Source organism: Pseudomonas graminis (assembly GCF_013201545.1).
Taxonomy (GTDB): Bacteria; Pseudomonadota; Gammaproteobacteria; order Pseudomonadales; family Pseudomonadaceae; genus Aquipseudomonas.
In genome coordinates this window covers 402,929-418,511 of record NZ_CP053746.1, presented here as the reverse complement: position 1 = coordinate 418,511, position 15,583 = coordinate 402,929, and the positions used below count along the sequence as shown (strand labels likewise).

The 15,583-nt window shown below is 61.7% G+C and carries 14 protein-coding genes and 1 pseudogene; 8 read left to right on the top strand and 7 right to left on the bottom strand.

The window, feature by feature from the left end; all coding sequences use genetic code 11:
• The first annotated feature begins 1 nt into the window (after nt 1).
• On the top strand, nt 2-406 hold the full coding sequence (locus tag FX982_RS01960; protein WP_172612955.1) for an NUDIX hydrolase: 405 nt from the start codon (nt 2-4) through the stop codon (nt 404-406).
• Between the two features lie 40 nt (nt 407-446).
• Here the strand turns inward: FX982_RS01960 and metR are convergent, their stop codons facing one another.
• Nucleotides 447-1,364: a transcriptional regulator MetR gene (gene metR, locus FX982_RS01955; protein WP_065992512.1), complete on the bottom strand. Its 918-nt coding sequence runs from the start codon at nt 1,362-1,364 to the stop codon at nt 447-449.
• 207 nt (nt 1,365-1,571) lie between these two features.
• Here metR and FX982_RS01950 point away from each other — a divergent pair.
• From FX982_RS01950 to FX982_RS01920, 7 genes and pseudogenes are all read left to right on the top strand, one after another.
• Nucleotides 1,572-2,180, top strand: a pseudogene (locus FX982_RS01950) (5-methyltetrahydropteroyltriglutamate--homocysteine S-methyltransferase); the annotation flags it as partial.
• A 156-nt stretch (nt 2,181-2,336) separates the two neighbouring features.
• On the top strand, nt 2,337-3,329 hold the full coding sequence (locus FX982_RS01945) for an alpha/beta fold hydrolase (protein WP_172609444.1): 993 nt from the start codon (nt 2,337-2,339) through the stop codon (nt 3,327-3,329).
• Between the two features lie 110 nt (nt 3,330-3,439).
• Nucleotides 3,440-4,108, top strand: coding sequence for a DsbA family oxidoreductase (locus FX982_RS01940; protein ID WP_172609443.1), 669 nt, complete (start codon nt 3,440-3,442; stop codon nt 4,106-4,108).
• A gap of 171 nt (nt 4,109-4,279) precedes the next feature.
• A complete protein-coding gene (locus tag FX982_RS01935) occupies nt 4,280-4,993 on the top strand; it encodes a GntR family transcriptional regulator (RefSeq protein WP_163023094.1) in 714 nt (237 codons plus the stop codon).
• Nucleotides 4,990-6,006: an ADP-ribosylglycohydrolase family protein gene (locus FX982_RS01930; protein ID WP_172609442.1), complete on the top strand. Its 1,017-nt coding sequence runs from the start codon at nt 4,990-4,992 to the stop codon at nt 6,004-6,006. Before FX982_RS01935 ends, FX982_RS01930 begins: the two co-directional genes overlap by 4 nt.
• A 157-nt stretch (nt 6,007-6,163) precedes the next feature.
• On the top strand, nt 6,164-7,633 hold the full coding sequence (locus tag FX982_RS01925) for a purine-cytosine permease family protein (RefSeq protein WP_172609441.1): 1,470 nt from the start codon (nt 6,164-6,166) through the stop codon (nt 7,631-7,633).
• Nucleotides 7,623-8,546: a PfkB family carbohydrate kinase gene (locus tag FX982_RS01920; RefSeq protein ID WP_172609440.1), complete on the top strand. Its 924-nt coding sequence runs from the start codon at nt 7,623-7,625 to the stop codon at nt 8,544-8,546. Before FX982_RS01925 ends, FX982_RS01920 begins: the two co-directional genes overlap by 11 nt.
• 304 nt (nt 8,547-8,850) lie before the next feature.
• Here FX982_RS01920 and FX982_RS01915 read toward each other — a convergent pair whose 3' ends face one another.
• From FX982_RS01915 to FX982_RS01890, 6 genes are all read right to left on the bottom strand, one after another.
• Nucleotides 8,851-10,128 (bottom strand): sigma-54-dependent transcriptional regulator, encoded by a 1,278-nt coding sequence (locus FX982_RS01915; protein ID WP_254074904.1) that lies wholly within the window; start codon nt 10,126-10,128, stop codon nt 8,851-8,853.
• A 163-nt stretch (nt 10,129-10,291) separates the two neighbouring features.
• Entirely contained in the window at nt 10,292-12,190 is a 1,899-nt protein-coding gene (locus FX982_RS01910; protein ID WP_172609438.1) for a sensor histidine kinase, read from the bottom strand.
• Nucleotides 12,191-12,278: 88 nt separating this feature from the next.
• The gene (locus FX982_RS01905; RefSeq protein ID WP_037012313.1) at nt 12,279-13,013 is read right to left on the bottom strand and encodes an amino acid ABC transporter ATP-binding protein; all 735 of its coding nucleotides are present in this window, start codon (nt 13,011-13,013) and stop codon (nt 12,279-12,281) included.
• A complete protein-coding gene (locus tag FX982_RS01900; RefSeq protein WP_172612954.1) occupies nt 13,010-13,678 on the bottom strand; it encodes an amino acid ABC transporter permease in 669 nt (222 codons plus the stop codon). Before FX982_RS01900 ends, FX982_RS01905 begins: the two co-directional genes overlap by 4 nt.
• Nucleotides 13,675-14,421, bottom strand: a complete 747-nt coding sequence (locus FX982_RS01895; protein ID WP_065992535.1) for an amino acid ABC transporter permease — start codon at nt 14,419-14,421, stop codon at nt 13,675-13,677. The genes FX982_RS01900 and FX982_RS01895 overlap by 4 nt, the downstream gene beginning before the upstream one ends.
• A gap of 117 nt (nt 14,422-14,538) precedes the next feature.
• A complete protein-coding gene (locus FX982_RS01890; RefSeq protein WP_172609437.1) occupies nt 14,539-15,453 on the bottom strand; it encodes a glutamate/aspartate ABC transporter substrate-binding protein in 915 nt (304 codons plus the stop codon).
• Nucleotides 15,454-15,583 lie beyond the last annotated feature (130 nt).

The window sequence follows — 15,583 nt, the reverse complement described above, 5'->3', positions numbered from 1 at the left end:
GGTGAAAACGCTGCGCATCGCTGCCGCTCTCCTTACTCGCGCTGATGGCAAGACACTGCTGGTGCGCAAACGCGGGACCGAAGCGTTCATGCAGCCCGGCGGCAAGATCGACGCCGGTGAGTCGGCGCTCGATGCGCTGGCCCGTGAGCTGAACGAGGAACTGGGTCTGGTCATCGTGCCTGACCACGCGCGATTTCTGGGTGAGTTTTCAGCGGTGGCGGCGAACGAGCCGGGCTTCGAAGTGAACTGCCAGCTGTATGGCGTTCAGGTTGAAGACCCGGTCAATCCGGCGGCCGAGATCGAAGAGGCCATCTGGGTCGACGGCGGGAACATTGACCAGTTGCACTTGGCGCCGCTGACTCGGGATTCGATACTGCCGCTGTACCGACGCCTGCAAGACGCCTGATTTGCGGGGCTGCATTGCATGGGGTAAGCAGCGTGACGCGTTAACGCACCGCACTCACCCCGTCCAGTGTCGAAAACGACGTGTCCTTCGCCGTCAGCAAGAAGTCTCGCATGTAGGGCGCGTCCAGCATGTCTGCACGAATGGCCGCGTACAGCGTGGCGAACAATCCTTTTTCTCCCAGCCGCTTGCCCTTCACGTACCCGCGTGAGCTGTATTCATGCAGCGCCCAGTGCGGCATCCCACATACCCCGCGGCCGCTGGCCACCAGTTGCATCATCATCACCGTCAGCTCGGACGTGCGCACCTGCGCCGGTTCGATGTCGGCCGGCTCGAGAAAACGCGTGAAAATGTCCAGCCGGTCGCGCTCGACGGGGTAGGTGATCAGCGTTTCATTGATCAGGTCTTCCGGCACCACATAAGGCCTGGCCGCCAGCGGGTGCTGATTGGCGACCGCGAGCATGGCCTCGTAGGTGAACAGCGGCACATAGGTAATGCCTGCCAGCTCCAGAGGGTCGGAGGTCACCACCAGATCCAGATCACCGCGGGCCAGGGCGGGCAGGGGGGCGAAAGCGAAGCCCGACGCCAGATCCAGTTCCACCTCCGGCCACGCATCGCGGAACTGATCGATCGTCGGCATCAGCCACTGAAAGCAACTGTGGCATTCGATCGCCATGTGCAGGCGTCCGGCGACTCCGCCGGCGAGCCTGGAGATATCCCGCTCGGCGTGACGCAGTTGCGGCAGCACCGAGTCGGCCAGTTGCAACAGGCGCAAGCCCGCGCTGGTGAACCTCACCGGTTTGGTCTTGCGCACGAACAGCGGCATGCCCATGCGTTCTTCCAGTTCCTTGAACTGGTGGGACAGCGCCGACTGCGTCAGGTGCAGGCGGTCGGCCGCGTCGACGAGGCTGTCTGCTTCGCGTAATGCGTGCAGGGTTTTCAGGTGACGAATTTCCAGCACCGACGGCGCTCCATGAGTAAATTTTGTGATCAACACGAATTTAATGAGTTTGTCTCATGTAAGGAGAAGTGTCGACAATGGCGCCATCTTTTGAAGGAAGCAGTCAGCATGGGCCAGGTCAACAACACTCACTTTCCTCACATCGGCGTGGCCAAGGGCTTCAAGCAGATCCTCGAAACCCTGGGTGATGGCGTTGAGGTGGACGCAGTGCCAACGTTCACCCAGGACCAACGCTTTAACCTGAATTGGGCGCCGCTGTTCGATGAGGTCGATGAAGCCCGCGCGCAGGGCCAAACGATCCGGCCGGAAATCATCGGGCCATTGACCTACCTCTGGCTGGGGCAGGCGGAGGGCGAAGGCTTCGACAAGCTCGACCTGCTTGATCGTCTGCTGCCGGTGTACGGCGAGATCCTGGGTCGGCTGGCGGGCAAGGGCGTCGAGTGGCTGCAGATCGACGAGCCAATTCTGACCCTCGATTTGCCGCAGGACTGGAAGAACGCCTTCGAGCGCGCTTACCACGCCCTGCAATATTCGCCGCTCAAGAAGCTGCTCGCGGTTTCTTGCGGCGGTCTCGGGCTGGGCAGCAACCTTGGCCTTGCGGTGTGTTTGCCTGTGCAAGGCCTGCATGTCGATGTGCTGAGTGCCCCGGAGCAGATGCCTCTGGTGCTGGACCGCCTGCCGATCTACAAGGTGCTGTCACTGGGCGTGGCAGGGGAACTGGGCGCATCCGGCGTGAACGCTGAGGCCGCGCTTGAGCTAGTGAAGGAAGCGCAATTGCGCTTCGCCGACAACCTCTGGGTCTCAGATTCGATCAGCTCGCAGGCAACAGCGGCCGCGTGAATTCAGGTCGAGATGACCGTTTTGCTACCGCTCAGCCCTCTTCATCAAACTGTCACGCAACTGTGGCAGCGCGCTTGAGAAAACTTCATCAGACTCGCGGCCTACTGGGGTTCTGTGTGTCGGTGTTTTTCCATGCGGGTTTTACTTTTTCTGGCTGCGCTCTTGTGCAGCCTGCCGTCTTTTGCGGCCTCTCGATGCGATGTTGATGTTCCCACGCAAGTGGCCGAGCTCGATGACGTGCACTTGGCGTATCAGAGCATCGGTCGTGATTCCGATCCGGCGCTGTTGCTGGTCATGGGCCTCGGTGGACAACTGATCCACTGGCCGGATGAAGTGGTCGTGGCCCTGTGTCAGCAGGGCTTTCGCGTCATTCGCTACGACAACCGGGACGTCGGATTGTCGACCTGGGTCCAGGCGCCGCCGAGCCCCAACCTCACCTATGAAGTGCTGCGCTACAAAATCGGCCTGCCGGTGTCGGCACCGTACTCGCTCACCGACATGGCTCAGGATGCGCTGGGCCTGATGGACGCGCTGCACGTTCAGCAGTTTCACGTGCTGGGTGCGAGCATGGGCGGCATGATCGCGCAGCATCTGGCGGACATGGCGCCCAGGCGCGTGGAGAGTCTGACGCTGATCATGACCAGCTCCGGCGCGCCCGGCCTGCCGATGCCCAGCCCGGCGTTGTTGCAACTGCTGGCCCGTCGCGGCGCGCCGGACCGGCAGACTGCCCTTGAGCAACAGGCCGATCTGCTGGCGGCGCTGGGCAGCCCTGAGGTCAAGGATGATCGACAGATGCTGCTGCATCAGGCGGCGGTTTCCTACGACCGGGCGTTCAATCCTGAAGGCGTGAAACGGCAGATTCTGGCGATCCTCGCCGAACCCAGCCGAGTCGAGCTGTTGAACCGCCTGCGGGTGCCGACGCTGGTCGTGCACGGCACTGCCGATCCGCTGCTGCCGGTAATGCACGGGATTCATGTGGCGGCACACATTCAGGGCAGCCAACTGAAGCTCATTCCCGGCCTGGCCCACCGTTTTCAGGAAGCCTTCAAAGCCCCTTTGCTGGCGGCCGTGTTGCCCTATTTGCGCGAGCATCGTGAAGACGCTTCCCACGTCGCGCAGCTCTGATGCAGCGCCTTGCTTGACCTGCCTGTTGAGGACGGTCGCGCCGGTGTAGGGTTTGAGCGCCAGCGTGATCGGCGTATCGTGGCGCTTTCCCTCCCTTGCACGAGGCTGCCATGAGCACTCCGCTGAAAATCGACTTCATCTCCGACGTGTCCTGCCCCTGGTGCATCGTCGGCCTGCGCGCGCTGGACCAGGCGCTTGAGCACCTGGGCGATGAAGTCCAGGCCGACATCCACTTCCAACCCTTCGAACTCAACCCGCAGATGCCGCCGGAAGGCCAGGATATATTCGAGCACATCGCCGAAAAGTACGGCTCCACGCGGGAACAATTCCAGGCCAACGCCGAGAACATCCGTGAGCGCGGCGCTGAGCTCGGGTTCGTTTTCAAGCAGGGCGAGCGACGCATCTTCAACACCTTCGACGCCCATCGACTGCTGCACTGGGCCGAGCTGGAAGGCAAGCAACATGCGCTGAAAGAAGCGCTGTTCACTGCGTATTTCAGCCAGCACGCCAACGTATCCAGCCATCAAGTGCTGGCAGATGTTGCGCAAAAAGTCGGGCTGGACCGGGTGCGCGCCGAGGCCTTGCTGGCCAGCGACCAGTACGCCAGCGAAGTTCGCGAACTGGAACAATTGTGGGTGTCGCGGGGCGTGAGTTCGGTGCCGACAATCGTTTTTAACGACCAGTATGCCGTGTCCGGTGGGCAACCGGTTGACGTGTTCGTCAGCGCCATTCGTCAGATCGTGGGCGAAGAATCGAGCGTGGTTGACCCTGTCAGCTGAGACCTGTCATCAACCCTGAAGCGCATCGCGAAGGCGGTTATCCGGGGTGTCTGGACCCCGGATGACGGTCAACGGCGGTGCGCTATCTACTGTCATGTGTTGTTACGCATCGCCCGTTGCATTCCAAAAAACACTTGCTCCTCCCAGCCACTTTCGGATATCAATTTGTACATGATTAGACAGGTTCGATTCGACAAGAAAAAACGTGTAGTGGATGAGCTGGCCCGACGCATCGAAAGCGGCCAGATGGGCTCGGGCGAATTGTTGCCCGGCGAGAATCTGCTTGCCCAGGAATTCAACGTTAGCCGAGGCACGCTGCGCGAAGCGCTGTCCGAACTCAAGCGACGCAACTACATCGCCACGCAAACCGGCGTCGGCTCGATCGTGACCTACGACGGCATCTCGCTGGATCAGCGTGCCGGGTGGGCCCAGGCCCTGGCCGACACCGGCGCCAGGGTCAGCACCGAGATTCTGCGTCTGGTGGCGGTGCAGCGGCCTGACCTGGCGGGCCGGTTTGGTACCGCCGAGTTCATCGCACTGGACCGCCGTCGAACGGCAGGCGATGGCAGCGTCGTGTCACTGGAGCGCGTGCTGATCCCGGCCTGCGACGGCCTGGAAAATCTGCCCCGCGACGGGCTGATCGAAGATTCGCTGACAGTCACGCTGGCCGCCCACGGCTATGTCGGGGATCGCGGCGATCAATGGATCGGTGCCGAGCCCCTGAGCAACGACGACGCGGCGCTGATGTTGCGCCAGCCGGGCTCGGTGTTCCTCAAGGCGACGCGCACCACGTTTGATCGCCGCGAACGTTTCATGGAGCACGTGGAAAGTCTTCTGGACCCCGTGCATTTTCGTCTGCATCTGGCTTTTGGATCGTCCACATGACCGCACTGATCGACACTCGCGACCGAGGCTTGGGCGCTTTCTACGGGCTGGCGCTGGGCGATGCCTTGGGCATGCCGACGCAATCCCTGAGTCGCGAACAGATCAGGCAGCGATTCGACCGCATCACCACCTTGCAAGCGGCCGGTGCTGATCAGCCCATTGCGCCGAACATGCCTGCCGGCTCTATCACTGATGATACCGAACAGGCGGTGCTGGTCGCGGAATTGCTGGTCGCCGGTAGTGGGCGCATCGAGCCTTCGGACCTGGCGCAACACTTGATTGACTGGGAAGCGGTGATGCAGGCCAAGGGTTCCCAAGACCTGTTGGGCCCTTCGACCAAGCGCGCCATCGAGATGATTCTGGCCGGGCACAGTCCTGAAGAAGCCGGGCGTTTCGGCACCACCAACGGCGCCGCAATGCGCATTACGCCGGTGGGCATTGCCTTCGACGTACGCGAAGAAGCGCGCTTCGTCGAAGCGGTGAAACAGGCCTGCCAGGTCACCCACAACACCAACCTCGGCATCTCCAGCGCAGCGGCGGTGGCGGCGGTTGTCTCGGCGGGCATCAGCGGCGCCAGTCTCGGCGAGGCTCTCGACGTCGGCGCGCATATTGCCCAGGAGGCCGAGCGTTACGGCTACTGGATCGCCGGCGGCCGCATCGCCGCCCGAATCCGATGGGCCAAACAGCTGTGCGCCGAATGCAGCAATGAACAACTTCCCGATTTGATTTATGACGTGATCGGCACGTCCGTCGCCTCCCAGGAATCGGTGGTCGCCGCGTTCGCCCTCGCCCATCAAGTGGCTCGCGGGCAGATGTTGGCATTCGACGCACTGTGCATGGCCGCCAGTCTGGGCGGTGACACCGACACCATCGCCGCCATTCTCGGGGCGATGCTCGGCGCCTGCGAAGGCATGGGCGCCTGGCCTGCACCGCTGATCAAACAGATCCAGACCGTCAACGCGCTCGACCTTCATCCCGTGGTCGAGCAGTTGCTGTCCCTGCGCGGGGTCTGACCCGGCCGACGCAGCCCGATCAAAGAACAAGACCTACCTCCCGGCTCCATTGGCCGCGAGTCGGGGCTTTTGCAGCCTGCAAAAGCCTACGCTGACACGGATGTCGTTTGCTTTGCGCACTGCCCACAACCAGAACAAATGGCACAGGAGCATCCACATGACGTCATCCAACGCCGCTCAAGGCGCAGGTCAGCTTGAAACACGCGGCATCGAGCCGGTTCCGGAAAACGAATGCAACGGTCACCCGTTGCAGCTTTTCTGGGTGTGGTTCGCGGCCAACATCAGCATCCTCGGTCTGCCGCTGGGGGCGACGCTCGTGTCCTTCCGCGGGCTGTCGATCGGGCAGGCGATCATCGTCGCAATCCTCGGCGCGGCCGGTTCGTTTGCGGTGGTCGGGGTCATTTCCATTGCCGGCCGACGGGGCAGGGCGCCGAGTCTTACGCTTTCCCGGGCGATTTTCGGAGTGCGCGGGAATATTGGTCCGACTATCGTCTCGCTAATGTCGCGTCTGGGCTGGGAAACCGTGAACACCACGACCGCCGCTTTCGTACTGCTGTCGCTGTGTTCGATCCTTTTCGCCACGCCCGTGGAAGCCAAGAGTGCGCCGGGCCTGACCCTGGTATTCATCGCCATTTTCGTGCTGATGACACTGACCGTTTCCGGCCTCGGCCACGCCACCTTGCTGGTCATCCAGAAATGGGCGACGTACGTCTTCGGCGCGTTGAACGTCATCGTCGGCGGTTTCCTGATCGCGCACATCGACTGGGCTGCAGTGTTCAATGCCACGCCTGCACCGGTGAGCGCGATGGTCATCGGCATCGGCACCATGGCGGCCGGCACGGGTATCGGCTGGGCCAACGCGGGCGCCGACATGTCGCGTTACCAGCATCGCAGCGTCAAGGCCACGCGGCTGGTGGCGTCGGCCGCTTTCGGCGCGGGCATCCCGCTGGTGTTGCTGATCACCTTGGGCGGCCTGCTGTCGGTGGGCAATGACCACCTGGCGTCGGCCACCGATCCGATCATCGCGATCCGCGAGCTGCTGCCGACCTGGATGGCGGTGCCGTACCTGATCACGGCGTTCGGCGGGCTACTGCTCTCCAATAATCTGTCGGTGTACTCGGCGGGCCTGACCACGCTGACCCTGGGCCTGCGGATCAAGCGCGTGCACGCAGTGATTGTCGACATCGTGGCGATCTTCGCCGGTTCGATTTACTTCATGCTGATCGCCGACAGTTTTTACGGCCCGTTCATCACGTTCATTTCCATGCTCGCCGTGCCGATCACTGCGTGGGTGGGGATCTTCATCGTCGACCTGATGCATCGCCACTACTACTCACCGGCTGATTTGATGGACGTCTCGCCGCGCAGCGCCTATTGGTATCGCGGCGGCATCGAGTGGCGTGCGCTGGGTGCATGGGCCCTGGCCATCGTACTCGGTTACAGTTTCACCACCGTCGCAACCACCCCGGAGAATGTGCTGTTCAAGGGCTTGCTGTCCGACTCGTGGTTCGGCCATAACGGCTTGGGCTGGATCGTCACGTTCGTGGTGGCGGGCGGTCTGTATGCGTTGCTGGGCGGTGCCCGTGACCGTCGCGTTATTGCCGAAGAGGTTGTTCATGCCCGCTAGATTGCTCTACACCGGCCAAGTCGTAGTCGATCTGGTCATGGCGCTGGACGCCTTGCCCCGTTCCGGCGGCGATGTGCTCGCCCGTTCGGCGGCTTTCGAAACTGGCGGGGGGTTCAACGTGATGGCCGCCGCGCGCCGCAACGGTCTGCCAACGGTGTATCTCGGTCGCCACGGCGCGGGGCGTTTCGGCGATCTGGCGCGGCAGGCCATGGCGACAGAGGGCATCGACATCGCGACTGCGGCTTCGACGGGCCAGGACACCGGCCTGTCGGTGGCGCTCATAGAGCCCTCAGCCGAGCGCTCGTTCATTTCCTACGTCGGTGCCGAGGGCGGTTTGTCGGCTGACGATCTGGGTAGCGTCAATGTGCAGCCTGAGGATTACGTGTTCGTCAGCGGCTACAGCATGCTGCACGAAGGCAAGGTGTCGACGCTGCTGGACTGGCTCGCGCAGTTGCCGGCAGGGGCGGGCGTGGTGTTTGATCCGGGGCCGCTGATCGACTCACCGGAGGCGTCCGACATGCAGGCGGTGTTGCCATTGATCACGCTGTGGACGAGCAATGCGGAAGAGGCGCTGCGCTTCACCGGGTGCGAGGCGATCGATGGGGCCCTTGAGAGGCTGGCGCACTGGCTGCGCGACGACGCGTTATTGGTGGTGCGTGATGGACCGAACGGCTGCTGGATTCGTCAGGGTCACGAGACCCGACACGTGCGCGGCTTCCCGGTCAGGGCCATCGACACCAACGGCGCCGGCGATGCCCATGCAGGCGTGTTGCTGGCCGGGCTGGCGTCAGGGTTGTCAGCTGCTCAAGCGGCATTGCGCGCCAATGCGGCCGCAGCCATCGCCGTTACCCGCTGGGGCCCGGCAACTGCGCCGACGGCGGCAGAGGTGGATGCATTGGTTGCCGGTGTCTGATTCTAAGCTTTCCTGTCGTCCAGACACCGCGTTATCGCGTTGCCAGCACCGATCATGTGGGAGTGACCGGGGTGGCGCTCCACCTTGCTCACGAAGGCGGTATTTCAGCCGCTGAAGATTCAGAGGATGTACGCGGATCCTGTGGGAGTGAGCTTGCTCACGAAGAGGCCATTACAACCGCTGCATATGGGGTGGATGTACCGGCCCCTTCGCGAGCAAGCTCGCTCCCACGGTTCGTGCATCTGCAGGAAGATCGGAATTGTCGGCACGTTAGATGACAGCAGTTGGGGGTGAGCCCACGCAGTCACCCCAACCCGTATTTCTTCACCTTGTCGAACAACGTGGTCTTGGCCATGCCCAATTCCTGGCTGGCCTGACTCAGATTGCCGCCGCTGCGCTGCAACGCCTCGCCCAGCAGGTTCTTCTCGAACGCCTCCACGGCTTCGGCGAAATCCAGGCGCTGAGTGGCGACTTCCGCACCGGCCGTTTTGAACGCCGGGAGGCCTAACGCATAACGCTCGGCGACATTGCGCAGCTCGCGCACATTGCCCGGCCAGTCGTGGGCCAGCAACGCCGAGCGCGTCTGCGCATCCAGCTGTGGCGCTTCACGGTCAAAGCGCAGCGACGACTGCTGCAGAAAATGTTCGAACAACTGCAGGATGTCTTCGCGGCGCTCTCGCAAGGGCGGCAGTTCGAGGGTCACCACGTTGAGCCGGTAATACAGGTCGCTGCGAAACTGGCCCGCTTTACTCAGCGCATTGAGCTCCGACTTGGTCGCCGCGATCACCCGGCAGTCCACCGCCACACTCTGGTTTGAACCCAGTCGCTCCAGCGTGCGCTCCTGCAATACCCGCAGCAGTTTGATCTGCAGGTTGATCGGCATGCTTTCCACTTCGTCGAGAAACAGCGTGCCTTCATGCGCGTGTTCGATCTTGCCAATGCGACGTTTGCCGGCGCCGGTGAAGGCGTTGGCCTCGTGGCCGAAGATTTCGCTCTCGAACAGGCTTTCCGGCAGGCCGCCGCAGTTCAGTGCGACGAACTGATGGTCGTGGCGGCGGCTGAAGTCATGCAGGCAGCGGGCGACGAGTTCCTTGCCGGTGCCGGTTTCACCTTCGATCAACACGTTGGCCGAGGTGTCCGCGACGTTGGCGATCAGTGCTCGCAGGGTTTGCATCGCTTGGGAGCGACCAATGATTTTGCCCTCGAGGGAGTCGCGCTCGGCCAGTTGCCGACGCAGCGACCAGACTTCCCTGGCCAGCCCACGTTGCTCCAGCGCGCGGCGCGCAACCTCGACCAGACGCTCGGGAGAGAAGGGTTTTTCCATGAAATCGTAGGCGCCATCGCGCATCGCGCCGACCGCCATCGACACGTCGCCGTGACCGGTGATCAGCACCACGGGCAGGGTTCGATCGCGTTCTTTCAGGCGCTTGAGCAGCTCAAGCCCATCCATGCCCGGCAGGCGAATGTCACTGATGACGATGCCGGCGAAGTTTTCACTGACCAACCCCAGCGCTTCTTCCGCACTGCCCACACCCTGGCTGTGTATGTCTTCCAGCGCCAACGCCTGTTGGCAGCCGAGCAGAACATGCGGGTCGTCTTCGACGATGAGTACCGTCAGATCAGTGTTCATGGTCTATTCCAGTGCGTGCCCGCGAAGCGGTGTGTCAGGTTTTTGAACAGGGTCACTGCCCCGGTGCTTTCGCGAGCAAGCTCGCTCCCATAGAGACGGGTAACGGGTCGATCTTTCATACACCCGCTGCCCCGCGATCAACCAGAGGCAAGACCAGCACGAACATCGTGCCCCCCTCGGCCGGGTCCTCGGCATTGAGCGTGCCGCCTGCCGCCGCGGCGAGGCTGGCGGACAGCGTCAGGCCCAACCCCAGTCCCTGTTCGCCGGGCTTGGTGGTAAAGAAGGGCTCGAATAAATGCTTGCGCGCTTCGGCGTCGATGCCGTGGCCGTTGTCCCGCACGCGCAACCGATAGCGGCCCTCGAACACGTCGCCTTCCAGCCACAGGATCGGCAGCGGCTGCGCCTGCATGGCGTCCAGCGCGTTGCCGATAAGGTTGACCAGAATCTGCTCAAGCCGGGTCTGGTCAATCGCCAGTTCGACATCGTCGATCTGCTGGTGCAGCTCCAGTGACGCATTGTCCAGGCGCGCCGCGAGCAATTGAAGCGAAGCGTCGACCGCTTTACTCAGCGACGCTTGGCCCTTGTCTTCCCCACGTCGGGCGAAGGCGCGCAGGCTGGCGGTGATGCGGCCCATGCGATCCACCAGATCATTGATGGTGCGCAGGTTCGCACTCGCCGTGTCCAGCGCACCCCGTTCGAGAAACCGAACGGTGTTGCCCGACAAGGTGCGCAGCGCAGCCAGTGGCTGGTTCAGCTCGTGGGCGATGCTCGTGGACATCTGGCCGATGGCGGCGAGCTTGCCGGCCTGGATCAGTTCATCCTGCGCCTGGCGGAGGGTTTCTTCGGCCTGGCGGCGTTCGCGAATCTGCCCCTTCAGGCGTTCGTTGCTGGCGCGCAGGTCGGCGGTGCGGTCGGTGATGCGCCGTTCCAGTTCGTTGTTCGCCTGCTCCAGCGCTTCACGGGCGGCGAGGCGGGTGGAAATCACCTTGCGCCGCTCGTTCCAGGCAATCAGCAGAAACGCCACCAGCGCGCAGGCGACGGCGACGAGCATTCCTTGATTGGCGGCTTCCCGGCGAAGGTCTTCCAGCGGCGTCAGCAGGGTCAGGTGCCACGGCGTGTCAGCCAGTTCGCGGGTCTGCGCCAGATAACTCACCACCGTGTGCTCATGGTCGACGCTGGTGTTGGCGGGAAAGGTCAGCTTCTCGACCCCATCGGCGATCGATTCACGTTCCAGCGGCACCAACTCGTTGAGCGGCCACCAGTAATATTGCAGGCTGCGCGCCAGCCGCTCTTTGATCTCGGCGGTCAGCGGGCGGACTGATTTCAGCCGTCGCGCCGGGTCGCTGGAAAGGATAATGATGCCGTTCTCGTCGCTGACAAACGCCTCAAGGCGCGCGCGCTGCCAGCGTTCTTCCAGTGCTTCCAGGCGGACCTTGATCACCGCGACGCCGATGATCTTGCCTTTCTCTTCCAGCCCGTGGGCCAGGTAGTAACCCGGTTCGCCGGTGGTGCTGCCGATGCCGTAAAAACGCCCCGGCAGACCGCGAATCGCGTCCTGATAATAAGCTCGGAAGGACAGGTCTTCACCGAGGTAACTGTCGGCGTCGCGCCAGTTGCTAGTCGCCAGCACCCGGCCGGTGGTGTCCAGCACATAGATGGCCCGACTGCGGCTGCGCCGGTTCAGGCCCTCGAGGTAATCGTTGACCTTGGAACGCAACTCCGCAGACGGGTTGTTGAGCAGGTCGGAAACATTGGATTCCAGCTCCAGCACGCTGGGCAGGTAGTTGTATTTGTTGATCTCGCTCTCGACGGTGCGCGCGTGAAGCTCCAGCTGACGCTGACCGTTCTCACCCAGCGCCTTGATGGCGTTTTTCTCGCTGTACAAATAGGTGACGTAACCCAGCGCAATCATCAGCAGGATGATCAGCGGCGGCACGAACAGATGGCGAATCAGTCGGGGTTTCACGGCGAGTGATGGCGGCGCGGCGCGGTAGAGAGGGGGGTCGCATTTCATCACAGTCGTCCTGGACCGGCCAGCCGCCCGTTGCATCATGGATGAACGAACGGCGGTGGTTTTTTGCGCCCTCGAAGGGCTAATGCTTTTAGTGCTGCAGGATTTTGTTGAGGAATTGCTGAGCCCGCTCGGAACGCGCGTTGACGTCGCCGAAGAACTCTTCCTTCTCGCAGTCTTCGACGATCTGGCCCTTGTCCATGAAGATCACCCGATCCGCCACTTTGCGGGCGAAGCCCATTTCGTGAGTCACGCACATCATTGTCATGCCTTCGTGTGCCAGCTGCACCATCACGTCCAGCACTTCGTTGACCATTTCCGGGTCGAGCGCGGAGGTTGGTTCGTCGAACAGCATCACCACTGGGTCCATCGCCAGCGCGCGGGCAATCGCCACACGCTGTTGCTGGCCGCCTGACAGTTGCCCCGGGTGCTTGTGGGCATGGGCCGACAAGCCGACACGTTCGAGCAGTTGCAGGCCTTTTTTCGTGGCCTCTTCCTTGCTGCGGCCCAGCACCTTGATCTGCGCGATGGTCAGGTTTTCGGTGATGGTCAGGTGCGGAAACAGTTCGAAATGCTGGAACACCATGCCGACGCGCGAGCGCAATTTCGGCAGATTGGTCTTCGGGTCAGCGATCGAGGTGCCATCGACCACGATGTCGCCTTTCTGAAACGGCTCCAGCGCGTTGACGCACTTGATCAGCGTGGACTTGCCCGAGCCCGACGGGCCGCAGACCACAATCACTTCACCTTTTTTGACCTCAGTGCTGCAATCGGTCAGCACCTGGAAGTCCCCATACCACTTGTTGATATTTTTGATGGAAATCATACGGCTAACCTTTTTTGCATGAACTTGACCAGGCGCGACGCGGCGAAGCTGATCGTGAAGTACACCAGACCGGCGACAATCAGGAACTCGTTGGAGCGCCCGATGATGTCGCCGCTGGAGCGTGCCGAGTTGAGGAAGTCGACCAGACCGACTGTGTAGACCAGCGAGGTGTCCTGAAACAGGATGATGCTCTGCTGCAACAGCAGCGGGGTCATCTTGCGGAACGCCTGGGGCAGGATGATCAGGCGCATCATCTGGCCGTAGGTCATGCCCAATGCCTGAGCGGCGCCCATCTGGCCACGGGAAATCGACTGAACGCCGGCCCGCACGATTTCACAGAAGTAGGCCGCCTCGAACATCATGAAGGCCACGACGCAGGAGGTGAACGCGCCGATCGGCGTGTCTTCGCCGGTGATCCAGCGCAGCACGAACGGCACCGCCAGGTAGAACCAGGTGATGACCAGCAGCAGCGGAATCGAACGGAAATAGTTGACGTAGGCGCCGGCAACACGTGACGCCAGCTTGTTCGACGACAACCGCATCAGCGCCAGAATCGTGCCGATGATGATGCCGCCCACGATGCCCATGGCCATCAACTGCAAGGTCATGAGCATGCCGTTCCACATGCCCGGAATCGCAGGAATCACTCCAGAGAAGTCCATTATTTACCTCCCACGGAGATCAGGCCCGGCACCGCGACTTTCTTCTCGACCAGACGCATGAGCAGCATCAGGCTCATGTTCAGCGTGAAGTAGATCAGCGTCGCCAGGGTGAAGGCTTCGAACAGGTTCGCGGAAAACTCGGCGGTCTGTTTGGTCTGCGCGAGCAATTCCATCAGGCCGATCAGCGACGCCACGGACGAGTTCTTGAACACGTTGAGGAATTCGGAGGTAAGCGGCGGAATGATGATTCGGTACGCCTGGGGCAGCAGCACGTTCCAGTAGATTTGCGGCAGCTTGAAACCCATGGCACGGGCGGCGGATTCCTGCCCCACCGGCAACGCCTGAATACCGGTGCGCACCTGTTCGCAGACACGTGCGGCGGTGAACAGCCCCAGGCACACGACAACACTCAGGAACGCCGAGGTGGTCGGATTGAGGTCTTGCTTGTACCACTCCTGCAGATTCTCAGGCAGCAGATCCGGCACCAGGAAGTACCAGATGAACAGCTGCACCAGCAGTGGCACGTTACGGAAAATTTCCACGTAAATCGCGGCGATGGAAGAAACGATGCGGTTTGGCACCGTACGCATCACCCCGAGCACCGAGCCCAGGAGTAACGCAATGATCCAGGCAGCAACGGCAATGGCGATGGTCCAGCCCAGCCCGGTGATGTACCAGTCCAGATAGGTCTCGCTGCCGACGCCCGTGGACTTGAAGAACACGCCCCAGTCCCAGTTGTAATTCATCAGGGTCTCCCCCTTATCGATCGTTATGCACGCACACGCCAGGTAGCGGCTTCCGAAGACGCAGTGCGTCTTCGGAAGTCAGGCTTTTCACGTTGTCAGAATGGCGGAGCGAAGGACTCAGGCCTTCTTGTCCGGGGCCGGCTTGTCGTTCGGGTTGGCGATCAGCGCCTTGAGCTGTTCGCTCATCGGGAACATCAGGTTCAGGCCTTTTGGCGGAATCGGCTGGGTGAACCACTTGTCGTAGATCTTGTTGATCTCGCCCGATTTGTAGGTTGCAACGATGGCGTCATCAACGGCTTTCTTGAACGCAGCATCATCCTTGCGAACCATGCAGCCGTAGATTTCGTAGGACTGAGGCGTTCCGGTAACTTCCCAATCGGTCGGCTTCTTGGCCTTGGCCATTTCGCCCGCGAGCAGGGCGTCGTCCATCATGAAGGCGACGGCGCGGCCCGATTCCAGCATCTGGAACGACTCGCCGTGGTCCTTGGCCGAAATCACGTTCATGCCCATCTGCTTGTCGGCGTTCATGGACTTGAGGATGCGCTCGGACGTGGTGCCGGCAGTGGTCACGACGTTCTTGCCTTTGAGATTATCGAAGTCTTTGTAGTCGGAGTCTTTCTTGCTCAGCAGACGGGTGCCGATTTCGAAAATCCCGACGGAGAAGTCGACTTGCTGGGCGCGCTCGGCGTTGTTGGTGGTCGAACCGCATTCAACGTCGACGGTGCCGTTCTGCACCAGCGGGATACGGGTCTGGGAGGTGACCAGGTTGTACTTGACCTTCAGGTCAGGCATGTCCAGGTCTTTTTTGATTGCTTCAACGATCTTCAGCTGGATGTCAGCGGAATAGCCCACTGGCACGCCGGAAGCGTCAGCGATGTAGGAGAAAGGAATGGATGAGTCGCGGTGACCGAGGGTAATGGTGCCGGACTCTTTGATTTTCTTCAGAGTGCCCGTCAGTTCGGCGGCGAAAACAGGGGTGGTGATCAAAGCGGCAGCAATGGCTGCGCCCAGGATATGGGGAACGATGCGCATCTGGTTTTCCTCGACATTGTTTTTTTTATTGGACCGGTGTTGGACGGCCCTATCGTTTCAGAGCGCTTCAACGGCGGCCCAGTCAGGCGACACGCTACATCGAAGCAATCGTGCAAGAGTGTAGAGCATG